Annotated in this window: 16 protein-coding genes and 1 pseudogene; 6 read left to right on the top strand and 11 right to left on the bottom strand. The window is 71.7% G+C overall.

Translation table 11 applies throughout. From position 1 onward, the window contains the following. Nucleotides 1-215: 215 nt before the first annotated feature. From V9U70_RS12045 to lnt, 4 genes and pseudogenes are all read left to right on the top strand, one after another. Nucleotides 216-1,256: a ferric reductase-like transmembrane domain-containing protein gene (locus V9U70_RS12045; RefSeq protein ID WP_336674634.1), complete on the top strand. Its 1,041-nt coding sequence runs from the start codon at nt 216-218 to the stop codon at nt 1,254-1,256. Between the two features lie 34 nt (nt 1,257-1,290). Further along, a complete protein-coding gene (locus tag V9U70_RS12040; RefSeq protein ID WP_336674633.1) occupies nt 1,291-2,157 on the top strand; it encodes a universal stress protein in 867 nt (288 codons plus the stop codon). Nucleotides 2,158-2,248: 91 nt separating this feature from the next. After that, nucleotides 2,249-2,775: pseudogene (locus V9U70_RS12035) on the top strand (nuclear transport factor 2 family protein). A gap of 107 nt (nt 2,776-2,882) precedes the next feature. Further along, entirely contained in the window at nt 2,883-4,559 is a 1,677-nt protein-coding gene (gene lnt, locus V9U70_RS12030; protein WP_336674631.1) for an apolipoprotein N-acyltransferase, read from the top strand. On the opposite strand, the gene V9U70_RS12025 is transcribed toward lnt, so the two are convergent. From V9U70_RS12025 to V9U70_RS11975, 11 genes are all read right to left on the bottom strand, one after another. Next, a complete protein-coding gene (locus tag V9U70_RS12025) occupies nt 4,483-5,388 on the bottom strand; it encodes a Gfo/Idh/MocA family protein (RefSeq protein ID WP_336674629.1) in 906 nt (301 codons plus the stop codon). The genes lnt and V9U70_RS12025 overlap by 77 nt on opposite strands. Before the next feature lie 801 nt (nt 5,389-6,189). Next, entirely contained in the window at nt 6,190-6,780 is a 591-nt protein-coding gene (locus V9U70_RS12020) for a hypothetical protein (RefSeq protein ID WP_336674968.1), read from the bottom strand. Between the two features lie 118 nt (nt 6,781-6,898). Continuing rightward, nucleotides 6,899-7,582, bottom strand: coding sequence for a uracil-DNA glycosylase (locus V9U70_RS12015; protein WP_336674627.1), 684 nt, complete (start codon nt 7,580-7,582; stop codon nt 6,899-6,901). Nucleotides 7,583-7,658: 76 nt separating this feature from the next. Then, on the bottom strand, nt 7,659-9,239 hold the full coding sequence (locus V9U70_RS12010; RefSeq protein WP_336674625.1) for an ABC transporter substrate-binding protein: 1,581 nt from the start codon (nt 9,237-9,239) through the stop codon (nt 7,659-7,661). Nucleotides 9,240-9,355: 116 nt separating this feature from the next. Then, nucleotides 9,356-10,111, bottom strand: coding sequence for an SDR family oxidoreductase (locus V9U70_RS12005; protein WP_336674623.1), 756 nt, complete (start codon nt 10,109-10,111; stop codon nt 9,356-9,358). 20 nt (nt 10,112-10,131) lie between these two features. Further along, nucleotides 10,132-10,893, bottom strand: coding sequence for a 3-oxoacyl-ACP reductase FabG (gene fabG, locus V9U70_RS12000; protein ID WP_336674621.1), 762 nt, complete (start codon nt 10,891-10,893; stop codon nt 10,132-10,134). Nucleotides 10,894-11,157: 264 nt separating this feature from the next. Then, a complete protein-coding gene (locus V9U70_RS11995) occupies nt 11,158-11,541 on the bottom strand; it encodes a DUF3037 domain-containing protein (RefSeq protein WP_336674619.1) in 384 nt (127 codons plus the stop codon). After that, entirely contained in the window at nt 11,538-12,416 is an 879-nt protein-coding gene (locus V9U70_RS11990) for a HipA family kinase (RefSeq protein ID WP_336674617.1), read from the bottom strand. Before V9U70_RS11990 ends, V9U70_RS11995 begins: the two co-directional genes overlap by 4 nt. Before the next feature lie 633 nt (nt 12,417-13,049). Then, on the bottom strand, nt 13,050-14,195 hold the full coding sequence (solA, locus tag V9U70_RS11985) for an N-methyl-L-tryptophan oxidase (RefSeq protein WP_336674615.1): 1,146 nt from the start codon (nt 14,193-14,195) through the stop codon (nt 13,050-13,052). Continuing rightward, nucleotides 14,192-14,878, bottom strand: coding sequence for an FMN-binding negative transcriptional regulator (locus V9U70_RS11980; protein WP_336674613.1), 687 nt, complete (start codon nt 14,876-14,878; stop codon nt 14,192-14,194). Before V9U70_RS11980 ends, solA begins: the two co-directional genes overlap by 4 nt. Nucleotides 14,879-14,923: 45 nt before the next feature. After that, nucleotides 14,924-16,270, bottom strand: coding sequence for a lysine N(6)-hydroxylase/L-ornithine N(5)-oxygenase family protein (locus tag V9U70_RS11975; RefSeq protein WP_419723967.1), 1,347 nt, complete (start codon nt 16,268-16,270; stop codon nt 14,924-14,926). 833 nt (nt 16,271-17,103) lie between these two features. Here V9U70_RS11975 and V9U70_RS11970 point away from each other — a divergent pair. Both V9U70_RS11970 and V9U70_RS11965 read left to right on the top strand, forming a co-directional pair. After that, nucleotides 17,104-18,324: a cytochrome P450 gene (locus V9U70_RS11970; protein ID WP_336674611.1), complete on the top strand. Its 1,221-nt coding sequence runs from the start codon at nt 17,104-17,106 to the stop codon at nt 18,322-18,324. A 38-nt stretch (nt 18,325-18,362) separates the two neighbouring features. Beyond that, on the top strand, nt 18,363-20,042 hold the full coding sequence (locus V9U70_RS11965) for an AMP-binding protein (RefSeq protein ID WP_336674609.1): 1,680 nt from the start codon (nt 18,363-18,365) through the stop codon (nt 20,040-20,042). The last annotated feature ends 3 nt before the right edge of the window (nt 20,043-20,045 follow it).

The following is a 20,045-nucleotide window of genomic DNA, read 5'->3' as shown; positions in this document are numbered from 1 at the left end:
AGGCAGTGATTCACCTCACACGAAGACGTCGGGAACTTCCCTCGCTCCCCGCCCGACTGCTCCAACAACGCGTCTGTGCGCGCTGCGTGGCCCCAGCCGCCGCGTCCGCACGCACCGGGCCCGTCACCCCGTCCGCCCCCTCGGCACCGGCCTGGCGCCCTGCCGCCGACCCGATGCCCCTTCCCCCGCCAGCCGACGCCCCCCGAAGAGGCCGCATGACGAATCCGTCCCCCGCCCCCGAACCGGAAGCGGCCGCCGAGACGCCAGGAGCACCTGCCCCGTCCCCGCACTCCCCCGCAGCCGCACAGCCGGCGGACGGCCGGCCCCCCGGGCACCGGTCCGCACGGCAGCCGCGGCCGACGCTCCGCTCCGATCTCCGCGCCTCCTGGCCCGACGGCCTGGTGGCGCTCGTCGTCACCGCGGCGATCTTCGTCCTGCTCTACGTCCGTATCCGGAACAAGACCTCCTCCACGGTCACCGTGATGCCCTTCATGGCGGATGCGGGCGGCTTCTGGATGTACTTCCTCAGCCAGGCGTTCGGCTGGTCCGCACTGGCGTGGGCCTGGGGGACGGTCGTTTTGGGGCTGCTGCTCTCCGGGCCCCGGCCGAGCCGCCTCCCGCTGTCGCACCCCCGGCTGGAGCGCCTGCACCGCACCACGAGCCTCAACACCATCGCGCTGACCGCGGCGCACGGCCTGTTCTTCGCCGCCGAGCTGGTCCGGCACGACACTGCCGCCTGGAACTCGGCCGTGGCCACCGCCTTCGTCGAGGCCTTCGTCCCCGGCGGTTACGACTCGGGGACCGGGCGGATCGCCATCCCCATCGGCCAGGCGGCCCTCTACCTCGCGATCCCCCTCGGTCTGCTCTTCTACGCACGCCACCGTATCGGCCCCCGCACCTGGCGCACGCTGCACCGGTCAGTGATCGTCGTCTACGTCCTCAGCGTCTGGCACACCCTGCTGTACGGGACGAACGTCTGGTACGACGGTTGGTTCCGCACCAGCGTCTGGCTGCTCCAGCTCCCGATCGCCGCCCTGCTGCTCGTACGACTGCTGCGGCCCGCCCGGCGCTCCGAGAAGATGCCCGGGCGACCGGAGGCCACCGTCCGGTCGCGGACGGGGTGGGCTCTGCGGCTGGGCGGCCGGCTCGCCGTGGCGGGGACGCTCGTCGCCCTCGTCGCGGTGCTGGTCAGCGGCAGCGACGGCGGACGCCACGCTCCTCCGAAGGACACTTCCTCCACCCACAACCACGACTGACAGGCCACCCGTACAACGACGTACGCTCGCAGCCATGACCCCTACTGATCTTCCCGTGATCGCCGCCGTCGACGGCTCCACGCACAGCCGCCAGGCCCTTGACTGGGCCACCCATGAAGCTGCGCGGCGGGAGCTGCCGCTGCTGATCGTCCATGTCCTGCCGCTCACCCGGCAGGGCGACGAGGAGGCCCGGCGGCGCGAGGCGGACGAACTGCTGGCCACATCCGTACGCCGCAGTGCTTCGATCGCTCCGGGGGTGCGGGCCTCGACGCTGGCGCCGCTGGACTTCCCGTCGGCGGCGCTGGTCTCGCTGGGGCGGGACGCGTCGATGATCGTGGTGGGCTCGCGGGGACTCGGCGGCTTCCGTTCCCTGATGGTCGGTTCCAACAGCCTCGCCACCGCGTCGATGGCGAGCTGTCCGGTCGTCGTCGTGCAGGACGGCCGGCCGGAGGAGGACGACCAGCCCGGGGGCGCGGAGGTGTTCACCGACATCGTCGCGGGAGTGGCCGCCGACGAGAGCAGTGAGGCGGTCCTGGAGTTCGCCTTCGCCACCGCCGCCTCCCGGCCGGGCGCGCGGCTGCGGATCGTGCACGGCTGGACCATGTTCTCCTCGATGCTCGCAGGCGGCCCGGTCCTGGACCGGGAGGAGGCGGCGGACTCGGCCGCCCGGACCCTGGCGGAGCTGACATCGGGCTGGCACGAGAGATATCCGCGGGTGGAGATCGTGCGCGAGCCGGTCAACGGCTCCGCCTCGCGGACCCTGGTCACCGCGTCGGCCACGGCGGGCCTCACGGTGATCGGCCGCCGGAGGGGCGGCGAGTCGCTCGGGCTGGGGCTGTCCCCGGTGGCGCAGACGACGGTCACACACGCGCTGGGGCCGGTCGCCGTCGTTCCCTGCTGACCGGGCCGCGGTCGCCGCTTCCGCCGTCTCCTCGCCCCACCCGCGGCGCGGGCCCCTTGGCCGGGCGGGCGCCGTGACCGAGACTTGCCCGATGACACAGCGTGTGGCACTCGCGACCGTACTGGACCGGCTTGCCATCGATGCGGTGATCACCGGGTACGCGGTGGCCGTGGACGACGGGGCCTGGTCGGACTACGGAGCCCTGTTCGCCCCCGGCGGCCGCGCGGACTACCGGGAGGCGGGCGGGGCCGAGGGGCCTGCGGAGGAGATCGCGCGGTGGCTCGCGGAGAGTCGGCGACGCTTCCCCGTCCGCCAGCATCTGATCGTCAACCGCCGCATCGACCTGGAGGATCTGGGCGGCTACCCGGGCGACCGGGCGGAGGTGCGGGCCGACTACCTCAGTCCGATGTGCCCGGCCCCGGCCGAGGGCGTGGGCACGCGGGCGGCCGGACCGCGGGACTCCGGCCCCGGGGTGAGGGAACGGGGGCCGGCGGACGCTGCACCTTCGAACTGCGGCGCGTGGACCCGGGCTGGCTCATCTCGAAGGTCACCGTCCACGAGAAGTGGCGCCGGGCGCACGGCGCACCGGCCGGCCCCCCGTCGATCACACCCCCCTGAGCGGCCGCGTCCTGTGTCCGACTCGCGCCCCGCCCCCCACACTGAACAGACAGGGGCGCACCGGCGACGGCACCCGCCCGCCCGCTCGGGACCAAGGAGGGCACGGCATGCGGATCTGGGGCGGACGCTCCCCCACCGGTCCGCGCGACCGGAAGCCGACCGGGCGCTCCGGCTCCGCACGGGCCGCGGCCGGCGGACCCCGCCGCGCCTTCAGCGGGCTGCTCGGCTCCCGCTGGGGGCGGGCCGCCCTGGCGCTGCTCGCCGGGGCGCTGCCGGCGCTCGCCTTCCCCGCCCCCGGGCTCTGGTGGTTCGCCTACGTCGCGCTGGTCCCCTGGCTGCTGCTGATCCGCAGCGCGGACACGGCCCGTCGGGCGGCCCTCGACGGCTGGATCGGCGGGGCGGGCTTCGTGATCGCCGTGCACCACTGGCTGATGCCGAACCTCCACGTCTTCATCCTCCTGCTGGCCGCGCTGTTCGGGCTGCTCTGGGCTCCTTGGGGGCTGCTCGTCTTCCGGCTGCTCGGCGGCCGCCCCGGTGCGCTGCGGGCTGTCGCCGCTGTGGTCGTCGTGCCCTCCGGATGGCTGGTGATCGAGCTGATCCGGTCCTGGGAGGGGCTCGGCGGGCCCTGGGGGCTCCTCGGCGCGAGCCAGTGGGAGGTCGCTCCCGCGCTGCGGGTGGCCTCGGTCGGCGGGGTGTGGCTGGTGAGCCTGCTGGTGCTGGCGGTGAACACCGGCGTCGTGCTGCTGACCGCGTCCGCCGCCCGGGCGACCGCCGCGGCCGCACTGGCGGTGTGCGCGCTCGCGGTCACGGCGGTCTGGGCCTGGGCCCCGCGGCCGCAGACCACGGACACGGTCAGGATCGCCGTGGTCCAGCCTGGCGTCGTCGAGGGGCCGGGCAGCGTCGCGCGACGTTTCGAGCGGGGGGCGGAGCTGACGCGCTCGCTGGAGGGCCGGGGCGTGGACCTCGTGGTGTGGGGCGAGAGCGGCATCGGCGCCGGCGTGTGGGAGGACCCGAGGACCGTTCGGCGGCTGGCGGAGCTGTCCCGGCAGACCGGGGCGCACCTGCTGGTCAATGTGGACGCCCGGCAGACGGACGGCTCCGGGCGCTCGGGGATCTTCAAGTCGGCGGTGCTCGTCGGGCCGGGCGGGCCCACCGGCGACCGTTACGACAAGATGCGGCTGGTCCCGTTCGGCGAGTACGTCCCGGCCCGCGGCCTGCTGGGGTGGGCTGCCTCCGTGGGCCGGGCGGCGGACGAGGACCGGCTGCGCGGCGACCGCCCGGTGGTGATGGCGCTGCCGGACGGCGGGCAGGGCCTGCGGATCGGCCCGCTGGTCTGCTTCGAGTCGGCGTTTCCCGACATGAGCAGGCGGCTGGTGCGCGACGGTGCGCAGGTGATCGTCGCCCAGTCCGCCACGTCCACGTTCCAGGACAGCTGGGCCCCGGCCCAGCACGCCTCGCTGGCGGCGCTGCGGGCCGCGGAGAACGGCCGTTCCACGGTCCACGCGACGCTCACCGGCGTCAGCGCGGCCTACGGGCCCCGGGGAGAACCGCTGGGCCGGCCGCTCGGTACGGACACCCGAGCGGCCGGCGTGTTCGACGTACCGCTGGCGCGCGGCTCCACGGTCTACGGGCGCTTCGGCGCCTGGCCGGTGTACGGCGCGCTGGCCGCGCTGGCCGCGCTGTGCGCCGCCGAGGGGGCGCGGGCGCTCAGGAAGCCTGCTCCAGCGCCTCCCGGACCACCCGCTCGCACAGCTCATGGGTCGCCAGGGCGTCCCGGGCGCTGAGCTGCTCGCCCCGGCGCACGGCGTCGAGGAAGGCGTGGACGCAGCCCTCGATGCCGCGCTGGCGGGCCACCGGCACCCAGTCCCCGCGTCGTCGCACCGAAGGCCGGCCCGCGTGGTCGACGACGTCCGCGAGGTTGAGGACCTGGCGTTTGGCGTCCTGCCCGGAGACCTCCAGGATCTCCTCGGTCGATCCGTTCAGCCGGTTCATCATGCCGATCGCGGTGAAGCCGTCGCCGGACAGCTGGAGCACCACGTGGTGCGTCAGACCGTCCACGGTCCGGGCGCGCACGGTGGTGTGGTCGACCGGCCCAGGGAGCAGGAAGCGCAGGGTGTCGACGACGTGGACGAAGTCGTCCAGGATCATGGAGCGCGGGTCCTCCGGCAGCCCCACCCGGTTCTTCTGCATCAGGATCAGCTCGCGCGGGTGGTCCGCGCACTGCGCGTAGTCGGGGGCGAACCGGCGGTTGAAGCCGACGGCGAGGCTGGTCCCGCGCTCCTCAGCGAGGGCCACCAGCCGCTCGGACTCGGCGAACTCGTAGGCGATCGGCTTGTCGACATAGGTGGCGACGCCCGCGTCGAGCAGGCGTTCGACGATCTGCGGGTGGACGGCGGTCGGGGCGTGCACGAGGGCCGCGTCCAGCCCTTGGGCGAGCAGTGAGTCGAGGGTCGTGTGCCGTGCGCCGACCGGAACGCGGTGGGCGTCGCCGACCGCGTGGAGCGTGGCGGGGGTCCGGGTCTGGAGATGCAGTTCGGCCCCCGGGACGGCGCTGAGAACCGGCAGATACGCCTTCTGCGCGATGTCGCCGAGCCCGATGCAACCGATCTTCACGAGGGTCTCCCTGTCGCCATGACGCTCCGCTCTTCCCGCCACGGCAGCATACGTCTTCGCTGCCGCCCTTCCTCAGCCCGCCGGGACCGACGCTGCCCGCTCTTCTGCGGCGCGTCCGACGGGCGTCCGTGACGGCGGGCGGCGTCGGCCATGACCCTCGTTCGGGTGCACCGTCGCCGTCCGGCGGAGGCGCGCGGCCCGGGCGCAGAGCTGACCGGGTCACTCGTGCGGGCCATTCCTCGTCCACCGCCTCCGCCAGGGGTCCGCCGCGCCGCAGAGTTGTCCGGGTGCAGCACATGAGAATCACCATGGGACTTCTGGTCGGGGCGGCGGTCGCGACCCTCTCCGGCTGCGTGTCGGTGGAGCCTTCGGCCGGCCCTTCTCCGCGTCCGGGGCCCGGGCCCGTCCACGACGTCTCCCCGCAGATCGTGCAGCCGCCGGCGCGCGAGGCGCTCGACGTGGTGGCGGACCCTAGTCCGTCCGCCGCCCGGCCCGCCTCCCCCGCCCCTGAGCGGTCCCGCTCCGCCGCCCCTTCGGCCGCACGGCGGGCAGCGTCGTCGCCTGAGCCCCGGCCTCGCCCGCGCCCGCCGCGGCGGGCGGCGCCCCGGGCCCCTGGCCTCCCGTCCGCCGCCGACGCGGTTTCCGCCGTGCCGCGCGTGCCGGGCGGCGGCGTGGACGTCTGCGCGCTCGGCCGGGGGTACGGCCGCTGGCCCGCCGGGAGCAGGGAGGCCCGCATCTGCGAGGAGGCGTACGGGCGCTGACGCGCGGAGGGCTCCCCCAGGGGCGCGACGCGGCCCCGGGTCACCCCTGCCGCATACGGAGCTCCAGTCGGTCGATGGCGGCGCGGACCCCGCCGCCGTACCCGTCGTCCGCGAGCGCTTCGGCGGCGGCGCGGGCCCGCTGAAGGTGGGTGCGGGCCGCTTCGGGGCGCTGGAGCTTGAGGTAGTCGGCAGCGAGGTTGAGATGGAGGGAGGGGTAGAACGCCCGGACCGCCGAGGCGTCCCGGTGCTCCTGCGCCCGCTCCCCGCAGGCACCGTCGGTCTGGGGGGCGTCCGGCCCGCAGGCCCCGGCCCGCTCGCCCTCCGGCCCGCCGGGCCCGCAGCCCGCCGTCGAGGCGCCGGCCGGCCCGTCGGCCGCCCGCTCGTCGTCCAGTCCCTCGGCGGCTGTCAGGGCGCGCAGATCCCAGGCCAGCTCGTCACCCGGGTCGTCCTGGGTGTCGGCCATGTAGTGCGCGAGGGTGCAGCGGTGCAGCGCGCCGCCCTCCGCTCCGAGCTCCGACCAGAGGAGGCCCAGGCGGTTGCGGGCCTCCTCGCGGTCGCCCCCGTGGAGCAGCATGATCGCCTGGCCGATCCTGGTCATGACTGCGTCCTGCGACGCCTCCCGCTGCTCCACCACTGTGGTCTCCTCACGCCCGTGCTGCGGTTGCGGTCGCTTCGACGCTAGCGCCGGGCGGGCGCTTTGCCGCTCAGACACGGGCGGACCACCGCACGGGCGTGGGCTTCGGGGCCCGTCAGCCGAGGTCGGGGATGCGCCAGTCGATCGGCTCGTGGCCCTGGGCGGCCACGGCCTCGTTGATCTGGGTGAAGGGACGGGAGCCGAAGAACCTCTTCGCGGAGAGCGGCGAGGGGTGGGCGCCCTTGACGACGACGTGACGCTCCTCGTCGATCAGGGGCAGCTTCTTCTGGGCGTAGTTCCCCCAGAGCACGAAGACCGCGGGGTCGGGCCGTGATGAGACGGCGCGGATCACCGCGTCGGTGATCTTCTCCCAGCCCTTGCCCTTGTGGGAGTTGGCCTCGCCGCCCCGGACGGTGAGCACCGCGTTGAGCAGGAGGACGCCCTGCTCGGCCCACGGCATCAGATAGCCGTTGTCCGGGACCGGCAGGCCGAGCTCCTGGTTCATCTCCTTGTAGATGTTGCGCAGGGAGGGGGGCGTCTTCACGCCGGGCCGCACGGAGAAGCACAGCCCGTGCCCCTGGCCCGGGCCGTGATAGGGGTCCTGGCCGAGGACGAGGACCTTCACCCGGTCGTAGGGCGTGGCGTCCAGCGCGGCGAAGACCTGCTCACGCGGGGGGTACACCGGCCCCTTGGCCCGCTCCTCCTCCACGAAGTCCGCCAGCTCCTTCACATAGGGCTTTCGCAGTTCTTCGCCGAGGACGCCGCGCCAGGACTCGGGCAGCAGGTCGATATCGGTCACGTCCACAACCTCCGGTGAGCAACAGGATCTTGGTCCCGAACCTACCGGGCGCCACTGACAACGGGCCCCGGGATGCCTACCAGCTGGCCTTGCGGTAGAGCTCCCACATCTGCATGACGGTCTGCGGGTCGAGTGCGCGCTCGCCGCCGCCGATGTCCTCGCCCGCGGCGATGTACAGCTTGCCCTGCCACAGCGGCAGCAGGCGCACGTCCTCGACGAGGATCTCCTGGGCCCGCTCGAAGTGCTGGTTCACCGCTCCCCGGTCGCTCTCCTGCCGCGAGGACGGGATGAGCTGCTGGGTGATCTCCTTGTTGACGTACGGGGTGCCGGTGACGCTCTCCTTGCCGACGAACGGGGCGACGAAGTTGTCCGGGTCCGGGAAGTCCGGGAACCAGCCGCGGCCGAACACGGGGTACTCGCCGTCGTTGAAGCCTTCCTGGAACACCGTCCAGGGCTCGCCCTTCAGCGTGATGTCGAACAGCTCGGAGGCCTCCAGCTGTCGCTCGATCTCCTCGAACTCGGGCTGCGTGGAGGAGCCGTACCGGTCGGTGGTGTACCAGAAGGTCATCTTCACGGGCTCGGTGATGCCGGCCTCGGTGAGGATGTTCTTCGCCTTCTTCACGTCCGGGTCGCCGAAGGTGTCGAAGAAGCTCGTGGTGTGTCCCGCGATGCCCTTGGGGATCATGGAGTAGAGGGGCTCGGCCGTGCCCCGGTAGACCTTGGCGACCAGGGCGTCGCGGTCCACGACGTGCGCGACGGCCTTGCGGACGGCCGGGTTCGCGGCAGCCGGGTCCTTCGGGTTGAAGACGAGGAAGCGGATGTCGGCTCCGACGGACTCGACGACCTGGAGACCGGAGTTCCCGTCCTTCCCGTCCTCCAGGCTGACGACCTCCTCTGCGGTCAGACCCCGGTAGGTGGCGTCGATCTTCTTGGCCCTGAGGGCTTCCACCATCTCCGCGGACTTCCCGAAGTAACGGATGGTGACCGCGTTGTTCTTCCGGTTGGCGAAGCCCTTGTAGCCGGGGTTCTTCTTCAGCTCAGCGACGTCCCCGGCCTTGTAGGCCTCCAGGAGGTAGGGGCCGGAGCCGGTCACCTGGACGCCCTCGCGGATCTTGTCCTTGGGGTAGTCGCCGGGGGCGACGATCGACATGGCGGGCGTGGCCAGGATGAACGGGAACGTGGCGTCGGACTTGTTCAGGTGGAAGACGACCGTGTCGTCGCCCTTGGCCTCGACCCGGTCCAGCGATCCGAGCATCCCGGCCGGTCCGCCCTTGAAGTCGATGTCCACGATGCGGTCGATCGAGTACTTCACCGCCTCGGCGTCGAGCTTCTCACCGTTGGAGAACTTCAGGCCCCGCTTCAGCTCGCACCGGTAGGCCATGCTCGTGGCATCGGTGAACTCGCAGGACTCGGCGGCGTCCGGCTCGGGGCTCGTGCTCCCCGTGGGGTAGCTCACCAGGGTCTGGTAGACGTTCCGCATCAGCTCCCAGGAGTTGTCCCAGGCCGCCGCCGGATCGAGGGTGGACGGGGAGCTGGTCGTCCCGACGGTTATCTTCTGGTCCGCCTCCGATCCACTGTCGGAGAGGAGACCGCAGCCGGCCAGCAGAGAAAGGGAAGCTAGGGCTGCAGCAGCCTGCAGACTGGCCCGGTAGAACACGCGCACGCTCCTCGATCAGCCATGGGTCGGCAGACCATACCGCAGCGCCCCGCCGGGTCAATCCGTGGGCCCGGCAGGGCACTTGAGTCAATCAGGGCCAAACCGGCGCAGGCCGCTCAGCCCACACCGGCTTTCAGGAAGATTCCTCCGTCGACCACCAGGGTCTGCCCGGTGATCCAGTCCGACTGCGCGGAGGTGAGGAAGGCCGCCGCACCTCCGATGTCCTGCGGCACGCCGAGCCTGCCCAGGGGGTAGGACGCGGCCGCCTCCGCTTCCCGGCCCTCGTAAATGGCCACGGCGAACTTGGTCTTGACCACGGCGGGGGCGATCGCGTTGACCCGGACGGCCGGGGCGAACTCGTGCGCCAGCTGAAGAGTCAGGTTGATCATCGCCGCCTTGCTCATGCCGTACGCGCCGATGAACGGCGAGGCGGAGACGCCGGCGACCGAGGCGATGTTCACGATCGCCCCGCCGTTCTCCTTCTGCCAGGCCTTCCAGGTCTGCTGCGCGAAGCCGAGCGCCGAGACCACGTTGGTCTCGTACACCTTGCGGGCGACGGCGAGGTCGAGCTCCGCGATGGGGCCGAAGACCGGGTTCGTCCCGGCGTTGTTCACCAGGTAGTCGATCCGGCCGTACTCCTCCATCGCGCACGCGACGGCCGCCGCCTGGTGCGCCTCGTCGTGCGCCTTGCCCGCGATGCCGGTCGCCCGGTCGGGGCCGAGCTTCTCCACAGCTTCCCGCAGGGCCTCCTCGCCCCGCCCCGTGATGACCACCCGGTCGCCGCGGGCGACGAGAGCCTCGGCGATGCCGTAGCCGATGCCCCGGCTCGCACCCGTGATCAGGGCGACCTTTCCGCTGTCCTGCACCGTCATGTCGTCCGCCGTCCTTCGCGTCAGTTGAGGGGGCCGCCGGCCACGTACATGACCTGGCCGGAGACGAAGCCCGCGTCGTCGCCCGCGAAGAAGGCGATGGCGTTCGCGACGTCCTCGGGGCGGCCCACACGCTGGACCGGGATCTGGGTGGCGGCCGCCGCCTGGAACTCCTCGAAGCCCATGCCGACGCGCTCGGCGGTCTGCGCGGTCATCTCGGTGACGATGAAGCCGGGGGCAACGGCGTTGGCCGTGACGCCGAACTTGCCGAGCTCCTTGGCCAACGTCTTGGTGAGGCCCTGGAGCCCCGCCTTGACCGCGGAGTAGTTGGCCTGACCGCGGTTGCCGAGGGCGGAGGAGGAGGAGAGCGAGACGATACGTCCGAACTTGGCCTCGACCATGTGCGCCTGCACGGCCTTCGCCATGAGGAACGCGCCCTTGAGGTGCACGTTCATCACGAGGTCCCAGTCGGACTCGCTCATCTTGAACAGCAGGTTGTCGCGGAGCACGCCCGCGTTGTTGACGAGGATCGTCGGCGCGCCCAGCTCGGTGGCGACCCGCGCCACGGCGGCCTCCACCTGACCGGCGTCCGAGACGTCGCAGCCGACGGCGAGCGCGGTGCCCCCGCCGGCGGTGATCTTCTCGACGGTGTCCTTGCAGGCCGACTCGTCGAGGTCGAGCACGGCGACGGCGCGGCCCTCGGCCGCGAGACGTACCGCGGTGGCGGCGCCGATGCCCCGCGCCGCTCCTGTCACGATGGCCACACGCTGCTCGGTGATGGACATGCTTGGTTCTCCTCGCCCTTGGATCGCGGCTCAGCGGACGTCGGGGCGTTTCCTCCCGGAACCAGGCCCCCGATGACTGAGCAACCGCTTAGTACCTTCAGCAGACGAGACGCTAGAAGCCCTGGCACCCGGTGTCAACGGCCCACGGCCTCACGGGCCGCACGTCACACCCGGCGCGGCCGCCCGCCGGGCGCCCGCCCGGCCTCTCCGCACACCGCGGGCCGGACCGCGGTGTGCGGAGGGGCGGGCGGTCGTCCGCGCCGGTCAGCGCACCAGCAGGTCGAGCAGCCGCTCGACCTCGTCGGCCGGGTCGGCGGTGAGGCCGCTGTGCACGGCGCCGGGCTGGACGACGGTGGAGCGCGGGGCGATCAGCCAGCGGAACCGCCGCCCGGCCTCGTCGCCCGCCGCCTGACCGGCGCCTTCGCCGCCGCCGCAGACCCCTTCGACGGCGCGCAGGGCGGCCCGCACGCCGACGACGTCGGCGTGCGGGTCCAGCGCCCTGAGCTTCTGCTCGTCGAGATGCGTACGGGCGGCGACGAACGACCGGGCCCGGCAGTACACCAGCACCCCGGCGTTGAAGCACTCCCCGCGCTCGACCCGGGGGACGACGCGCAGGAGGGCGTACTCGAAGACGTCACGCGAGCTCATCGCCGGTCCTCCCCGCCGCCGCCGGCGCCGGTGGCCGCCCGGTCCTTCTTCGTGGGGTGCGGCCAGGGCGCGGCGTGGTCGGTGAGCCAGCCCGGCGCCTGCGAGGGCCTGGTCGCCGTCGGCGCGTCCAGGGTGATCCGCTCGTGGATGCCGGCGGCCCGCGCGAGCAGCGGGGCGACGTAGGCCCGGCGCAGTTCGTCGGTGGACCCGAAACCGGGCTCGTCGGCCAGCCAGGCGTCCGGCACGTCGGCGGCCACCTCGGTGAGCAGCTCCTCGGTGACCAGGGGGGCGAGTTCGGCGGCCGCGGCCGCGATGTCCGGTGCGAAGGGGGCCAGCACGTGGTCGGAGGCGTTGTACGGCTTGGCGGCGGAGGCTGCGGCGCCCGGCCAGTTGTGGTGCCAGATCATGGTGGCGCCGTGGTCGATGAGCCAGAGGTCCCCGTGCCAGACGAGCATGTTGGGGTTGCGCCAGGACCGGTCGACGTTGTTGATCAGCGCGTCGAACCAGACGATCCGCCCGGCCTCGGCCGCTCCGACCTCGTAGGCGAGCGGATCGAACCCGAGCGAGCCGGGCAGGTAGTCCATCCCGAGGTTCAGCCCGCCGCTCGCCCGGAGCAGCTCCTGCACCTCCTCGTCGGGCTCGGCGAGTCCGATGACCGGGTCGAGCTCCATGGCCGCCAGCTCCGGCACCCGCAGCCCCAGCCGACGGCCGAGCTCCCCGCAGATGACCTCGGCGACGAGCGTCTTGCGCCCCTGCCCCGCACCGGTGAACTTCATGACGTACGTACCGAGATCGTCGGCCTCGACGATCCCGGGGAGCGAGCCGCCTTCACGCAGGGGCGTGACATAGCGGGTCGCTACGACCTCTTGCAACACTTTCCCAGGCCACCAATCTCTTCAGCCTTGCGATCCATGGAGAGCCTCTTCGGGGCGGAGAAGCGGGACCCACCGGCCGAGGGCGCTGGGGAGCGCTTCGTGGAGATTCGGCCGGCGCGCCGGCCCCCGCGCTCCCCCAGCAGACTGTCGACGGCGCGCGCCCCTTACTGCCGGCCTCCGGCATGAAGGAGCTATTGTAACCGAGAGTGATCGCGGGCGACCAGTGCCGCTTTCCGATGCAGGGGCCCCAGGGCCTCGGCCCCCGCCCGATCCGCGACTGTCCCGCGCCAGGAGCACAAGCATGAGCGGGCCACGCCGAACAGGCCGCGCAGCCGCTTCGCACCCGAGGGCGACGCACGGGAAGCGGCATGCCAGCACGTCGCCCCGGCGAAACACGTCGTCGCCCTCCGGCCGCAGGCCAGGCGGCCGAGGCCGGAGCACCCCACGAGCCTCACGCGCCGGGTTGGCGGCGCGTGAGGCCGCGTCCTCGGCAGGAAGACCACGATCACATCGCCTCGACCGCGGAGCCGGCGAACACCGCCCGGCGTCCTCGCGGCGATGGGGCGTCACCGAGCTCCGTTTCGCCGCCGCCCGGTCGAACACGTCGCACGACTGACCATCACCCTCCCGGCCTCAGGGGGTGAAGCGCCCGGGGGCGAAGAGTGACAGGTCCTGCTGGGCCCTGCCGTCCGTGACGAGCTCGGCGAGGGCCTCTCCGATGGCCGGCAGGAACTTGAACGCATGTCCCGACGTGCCGGCCGCGAGCAGGATGCGGCTCTCGTCGGACGCCGGGCCGATCAGGAAGGCCTGGTCGGGGGTGTTGTCGTAGAGGCACACGGCGCTCTGGCGGTAGCGGCCCCTGCCGAGTCCGGGGATGCGGTCGCGCAGGAAGGACTGAATCTCCTGGACCTCCTGCTGGTCGACGAACCGCTCGACGGAGTCGGGATCGGCCGGGGTGCCGCCGCTGTGCACTCCCGCCTTCACCCCGCCGTGCGTTCCGTTGGCAGCCGGGTGCCCGTATCCGATCATCCCGTCCCCCTCCCAGATCCAGTACGGGAAGCGGCCGGGCAGGAAGTCCGCCATCTCTCCCTCGGGTTGGAACCAGAGCATCACCTTGCGCAACACGCTGATGGGGAGTGCCATCCCGGGGAGCAGACCGGGAGCCCAGCAGCCTGCCGACACCACTACGCGCTCGGCGTGGTACGTCGTCCGGTCGGTCCGTACCCTGACCCCTCCGGAGGTCTCGGCGATCTCCAGGACCTGCTCGTCGAAGTGCAGCTCGGCGCCGTGCTTCCCGGCGAGGGACTGCTGGACCCGTACGGTCTGCTCCGGCTGGACGTATCCGGACTCCGGGTCGTAGACGGCCACGCAGTCGTCGGCGGGGGTGAACTGCGGGTAGTGGGCGTGGACCTGGTCCGCCGTCCAGTACTCGTGGGGCAGTCCGCACTGCTCGGCGCTGGCCCGCGCGGCCGGGATCAGTTCGCCTTCGGCGGGCCCCAGGCACATGCCGCCCGTCTGGTGGAACAGCCGTTCGCCGCTCTCCTCCTCCAGCTCGCTCCACAGCGTGCGCGCACGGCGCAGCAGGGGCACGTACCCGGGCCCCATGAAGTACGCCTGCCACACCCCGCGGGACTCCCCGTGGCTGGCACCGAGGTTGTGCGCGGGACCGAAGCGTTCGAGTCCCAGAACCCGCTGGCCCGAGACGGCGAGCGACCGAGCGGCAGCGCTGCCGACGCCCCCCAGGCCGACCACCACGACGTCGTAGGACTCGTTCCTCATCGCTCTCCTTTGTGGGTGCGTATGTCTCCTGCTGCGGCTCGTGCCATCCAGCAGGACAGTTCCGGGTGGGCGCCCCTCGAACCGGGGGCGAAGTGCCGGACCGCTCTGCCCCGCACCTCTTCGGGCTGTTCCTGGCTGAGTTTGAACATGCCGTCCACCTGCTCCACATGCAGCTCGAAGGCCCCCACAGCGGGCACGATCCGCCGGAAGTAGTCGAGCGAGTCCGTCATGTCCCACCCGAGGCCGAACCGTCCTTCGAGCTCCTCGACGGTCCGCCGCACCACGTCAAGAGTCTCCTGCCCCTGCGGCAGCACGCGCAGGGTGCCTCGTAGGTGCACGGACACGAAGTTCCAGGTGGGCGCGGCCGGGACGCGCTGGTAGACCGTCGGGGACAGGTAGCTGCCGGGCCCGCTGAAGATCGCCAGCGCGGGAGTCCCGTCCGTGCCTCCGGCGAGGGCCGCCCAGTGGGGATTCGCTCGGTTCAGGTGCCCGATCAGCCGGCGTCCTCGCAGGTCCCGGGGCCCGTCCGAGAGGAGGAGGTCGGTGTCGGCCGGTATCACGATGGGCAGGTGCGTGGCGTGCGGCGCCGGGTCCGCGTTCGTGGTCAGCGTGGCGAGCGGATGGGCCCGCACCACCGCCAGAGCCGACTCCGGGTCCCCTTGGTACTGCGGTGGAACGTACACGGTGAGTACTCCCTGCCTGGCACAGAATCGATTCGGCCCGCGAGGTCAGGAGGCGCGACGCAGGCGGTCGCGCAGCGCGTCGGCGATCTCGCCCGCCCGGACGGCGGTCATGGACAGCAGGGTCGAGGTGAGCCCGTGCGTGTCCTCGGTGGAGCCCTGCACGTAGATGCCCCACTCGACGCCGTCGACCATCTCCAGCCGGTAGTCGCGCCCTGCCCGCGGCTGCCCGAGGGAGTCCTTGCGGCACAGTCGACGCAGATCCGGTCGCAGCAGTTCGTCCGGGGCCGCCGGGTGGTATCCCGTGGCGCAGACGAGGTAGTCGCACTCCACCTCTGTCTTCTCACTGGTGATCAGGGATTCCAGTGTGAGGCGCACGGTGTCCTGCGACTCGTCGCATTCCAGGAGCCGAGTGGCGTTCTCGATCAGCAGTCGCTGCTCGCCCCGGACCTTCTCCTGGTACCAGGTGGCGTACAGGTCCTCGATCAACTCCTGGTCGACGACCGCGTAGTTGGTGTTCCTGTGGCGTTCGAGGAGCATCCTGCGGGCTGCGGGCGGGGCTTCGAAGAAGTAGTCGACGGCGGCCGGGTCGAAGATGCGGTTGGCGAAGGGCGAGTCGTCCGCCGGAGCGTATCCGTAGGGCGTGAAGACCGCGCGCACCCGGGCGCCGTCGAAGCGGTCGTGCAGGTGGGCGGTCACCTCGGCGGCGCTCTGGCCCGCTCCGACCACGGCGAACCGCAGACCTCCGCCCCCCGGCGGCAGGCCGTCGAGGCGCTGAAGCAGTCCGCTGCTGTGCCACACCCGGTCGGATTCGGTCACACCGTCCGGCAGCCGCCTGCGCAGCCCGGGGGCGATCACCACGTTCCGGGTGCGACGCCGCAGGGTACGGGAGCCCAGTTCGTCGGTCTGGCGGAGGTGCACGTCCAGGAGCCGGCCGTCCCCCGCCCCGCCGACCGGTTCGACCGACAGCACTTCGCACCCGTAGGTGACCTTGTCCGCGCACGCGCTCGCGCACCACCGGAAATAGTCGTGGAACTCCACCCTGCTGGGGAAGATCATCTTGTGATTGACGAAGTCGACGAGACGGCCCTGTTCGCGCAGGTAATTGAGGAACGAGAACCTGCTGGACGGATCACGCAAAGTGACCAGGTCTTTGAGGAAATGGACCTGCATGGTCGCCTCCGGCAGGAGCATCCCGGGGTGCCATGAGAATCGCGGCTGCTTCTCGAAGAAATGCGCGGTGGGCGCAGGTCCGGGACTCTCTCCGAGCGCTAGCGCCAGGGCGATGTTGGAGGGGCCGAAACCCACACCTATGACGTCGAATACGGTGTCGTCGCAGGCTGGACCCGCGGCCGCTCTTGAGGTCGGGCGGGGATCATCAATCCCTGTGGTCAACGGGGGCTCCAGTGGTCGGCCTCGTGAACTGCGGTGCCAGGCATTGTTTTCGGGCAGGGCCGGCGGCCCGAACCGTGCACGTGTGCGCCACGGCCGAGAAGACCCGCCGGCGCTCAGCCCTGAGAAGGTCTGAACGGCGCCCTTCCGGAACAAGGGGCCGTTCGGCCGATGGCGCGGTGCGGCCCCAGCGGGGGGAGCCACCGGTCATGGGATCATCGACCGCCGTCCGAAAGCGCTGTTCCCGTGGCTCCCTCGCACCTCGCGCCGCGCCGGCGCCGGCCGGTCGGCGTACGAGCAGCCGGCCGATGCCCCGGCGCTGCGAGCCGTCCTCCACCGCCATGCCCAGCTCCGCCGCACCGGGCGAGACGAGGGCCGTGCCGACCGGCACGATGGCCCGCCGGCCTGAAGGGCCGTCTAGCCCCAGGGTGCTGGTGGCGCCTGCGCAGTCGCTCCACGCGGTGTCCAGACGACCCTCGGCCAGGCCGGGGCCTCCGGTCCGGAAACGGTGGCGCCGGGTCGCCTCTCCGCATGTGCGGTGCAGGCGGTCCCGTGCTGTCCTGTCGCCCGGCACCACGGCCCGGAAGGCCGATCGGCTTTCCGCCATGCCACGGACTCCGTTTCTCTCGGTCGAGCGGATCACGTGCGAAGCGCCTCTGCGCGACGGCGCCTGTGCGGGTGCCGCACCGAGCCCCGCGCCGGCGCCGAGCCCTGTGCCTGCGTCGAGCGATTTTCCTCTGCAAGTACAACCCAGAATCTCCTGAACAACACCTCTCGACGCATGGGACGTTGGTCCTATTGATCGGCAACCGGGAATCCTGCGAGGCTGACCCGCCATGGACGCAGTACAGCAGGAGATTCTCTACAATCCCCGTGATCCTGGGATGCGCAGTGACCCCTATCCCTTCTATGCCCGACTGAGGGAAACCGAGCCGGTGCACCTGACGCCGTACGGCTTCTGGGCGGTTTCCGGCTACAAGGAGACCGCGGCTCTTCTCCGGGACAACCGCCTGACCAGCGAGTTCCATCGTGACCCGAAATGGGCCGAGCACCGCGGTGGCTGGGAAAGTCCGGTGGTCAGCGACACCCGGATGTGGATGCTCATGCTGGACGGCGCCGCCCATCGCCGTATTCGCGGAATCGTCAACCCGGTATTCAGTGCCCGGTCGATTCAGCAGATGGTCCCGAAGATCGAGGAGATCCTCGAACGCATCCTGGCCGACCTCGGTTCGGGCGAAGGAATCGACCTCATCGACTCGCTCGCACTCCCCCTCCCGGTGACCGTCATCTGCGGCCTCGTGGGACTGCCGGTCGAGGACCGCGACCAGTGCCGTCAGTGGACCGAGGCGATAGGCCACGTGGTCGACCCCGCGCTGAGCGAGCAGACCCAGCAGCGCATGAACACCGCTCTGGTGGAGTTCCGCGCGTACATCACCGAGCACCTGGCCAAGCGGCGCAGCGACCCCCAGGACGACATCCTGTCCCGGTTGGCCTTCGCCGAGGTCGACGGGGAGCGCCTGTCCGACGACGAGATCGTCGCCAACGTCCTGCTCCTGTTCAACGCGGGGCACGAGACCACGGTCAACCTGATCGGCAACGGCATGCTGGCGCTGCTCAGGAACCCCGACCAGCTCCAGATCCTGCGGGACCACCCCGAACTGATCGACAACGCCATCGAGGAGTTCGTCCGGTACGACGCGCCCGTGCAGCTGGTCGCGCGCATCGCCACCGCCGACCTGGAGGTGGGCGGCAGGACCATTCCCGCGGGTTCCAAGCTCATGCTCCTGCTCGGTGCCGCCAACCGCGATCCGAGGCGGTACGCCCACGCCGACCGGCTGGACGTGCGCCGGGACGACATCAAGCCGCTGTCGTTCGGCGGCGGCCCGCACTTCTGCATCGGCACCATGCTCGGCAAGGTCGAAGGGCGCCTGGTCTTCCACGAGTTGCTCGACCGGTACAGCCGGATCTCGCTCACCACCGAGGAGGTCCTCTGGCGGCCCCACGTCAACTTCCGCGGTCTGAGCGAGCTGCGGGTGGATCTCGTCCACAGCAGCTGAGCCCAGGCCGACGGGTGAACCAGGAAAGGAGATCTCCCGTGCGCAGTCCTCTGTTGTCCGGTGACACGCTCACCGAGAACTTCCTGCACCACACACAGGCGTCACCGGCTGCGGCAGCGGTCTTCCCCGGCAGCGACGAGCGGATCACCGCCGGCGAGCTGGCCGAGGCCACCCTGAGCTGCGCGCTGGGGCTCCAGGACCACGGCGTGGGCCCCGGCTCGATCGTCGGTCTCCTGGTGCCCACCGACGCGAGGTTCCTGACCCTCTTCTTCGGCGTGCAGCGCACCGGAGCCGCGTGCAGCGTCCTCCCGCTGCCCGCAGGGTTCGGCGACGAGCGGGCCACCGCGCGGAGGCTGAGCAGGATTCTCCAGGTCGCGGGCATCCGCCACCTGGTGCTCGGCCCGGCCTACGCCGACCTGGGCTCCCTCCTCAAGGAGCAGAACCCGGGGCTGGTGCTGATCGACCCGGCCACCTCCCGCTCCGGCAGCGCCCGCGCGCTGCCCCCGGTGGACCCGGACGCCCTGTCCGTCGTGCAGTTCACCTCGGGCAGCACCAGCGCGCCCAAGGGCGTACAGCTCAGCCAGCGGTCCATGGCCGCCGGGCTGCGGGCCTGTGTGGTGTCCGGCGCCTTCAGCCCCGACGACGTCTTCATGCAGTGGGTGCCCACCTTCCACGACATGGGGCTCGTGGGCCTCTTCTCTCACCTGCTCAACGGCGCCGACGTCCACGTCTTCACTCCCACGGCCTTCCTGCGCCGGCCCGCCGTGCTGCTCAAGTACTTCGCCGAGCACCGGGGCACGGTCATCACGGGGCCGAACTTCTCGTACGACCAGATCCTCGACGCGGCTCCACCCGAGCTCATCAGGGAGCTCGACCTCTCCGCCTGGCGGCTGGCCTTCAACGGCGCGGAACCGGTGAGCGCCGCGAGCACGGAGCGGTTCACCACCGCGCTGGCGCCCGCCGGACTCCGCGACACCGTGATGTACCCGGTCTACGGCATGGCGGAAGCCACTTTGGGGATCACCTTCCCCGAGCCGGGCAGCCCCGTCCGCGTCCTGTCGGTCGACCGGGCCGAACTGGCCTCGGGACGCAAGGCGGTGGTCGTGCCGCGCGGCACCCGAGGCGCCAAGGACGTGGTGGGCCTCGGCCGCGCCGTGCACGGCATCGAGATCCGGCTCGTCGGCGAGGACGGCCGGGTCTGCGTGCCGGGCGAGCTGGGCGAGATCCAGATCGCCGGGCCCCCGGTGACCTCCGGGTACTACAACGACCCGCAGGCCACCGCGGCCGCCTTCGACGGCCGCTGGCTGCGCACCGGGGACGTCGGGTTCCAGTACGAGGAGAATCTGTTCGTCACCGGACGGCGCAAGGAGATGGTCATCGTCCGGGGCCAGAACTTCTTCCCCGACGACATCGAGGCCATCGCCCGCGAGATGCCGGGTGTCTACCGAAAGCGCTGCGTGGCGTTCTCCGACACGGAGCCGAACGGCGGTGAAGTGGTGCGCGTGGTGGTCGAGGCCGACCCCAAGAGCGCCGCCGCCGACCTGGCCGGGGACATCGCCGCCCGCGTCGAACAGGAGATGGACTTCTCCGACGTACGCGTGCATCTCGTCAAGCCGCGCTGGATCACCCGTACCACCAGTGGAAAGTGGCAGCGCTCCCTGACCCGCGAGCGACTCTCCGAGCTGGCCTCCGCCGGATCGTCCCCGTCCGCTGACTGAAGC

This window comes from Streptomyces pratensis, from assembly GCF_037137275.1.
Taxonomy (GTDB): domain Bacteria; phylum Actinomycetota; class Actinomycetes; order Streptomycetales; family Streptomycetaceae; genus Streptomyces; species Streptomyces pratensis_B.
Note: the sequence above shows the minus strand (reverse complement) of the source record. Positions and strands in the feature narration are given on the sequence as shown.

Coding starts and splice junctions, on each gene's coding strand:
- V9U70_RS12045 (WP_336674634.1), top strand. CDS start 216: ATGACGAATCCGTCCCCCGCCCCCGAACCGGAAGCGGCCGCCGAGACG.
- V9U70_RS12040 (WP_336674633.1), top strand. CDS start 1,291: ATGACCCCTACTGATCTTCCCGTGATCGCCGCCGTCGACGGCTCCACG.
- lnt (WP_336674631.1), top strand. CDS start 2,883: ATGCGGATCTGGGGCGGACGCTCCCCCACCGGTCCGCGCGACCGGAAG.
- V9U70_RS12005 (WP_336674623.1), bottom strand. CDS start 10,111: ATGACGGTGCAGGACAGCGGAAAGGTCGCCCTGATCACGGGTGCGAGC.
- fabG (WP_336674621.1), bottom strand. CDS start 10,893: ATGTCCATCACCGAGCAGCGTGTGGCCATCGTGACAGGAGCGGCGCGG.
- V9U70_RS11995 (WP_336674619.1), bottom strand. CDS start 11,541: ATGAGCTCGCGTGACGTCTTCGAGTACGCCCTCCTGCGCGTCGTCCCC.
- solA (WP_336674615.1), bottom strand. CDS start 14,195: ATGAGGAACGAGTCCTACGACGTCGTGGTGGTCGGCCTGGGGGGCGTC.
- V9U70_RS11970 (WP_336674611.1), top strand. CDS start 17,104: ATGGACGCAGTACAGCAGGAGATTCTCTACAATCCCCGTGATCCTGGG.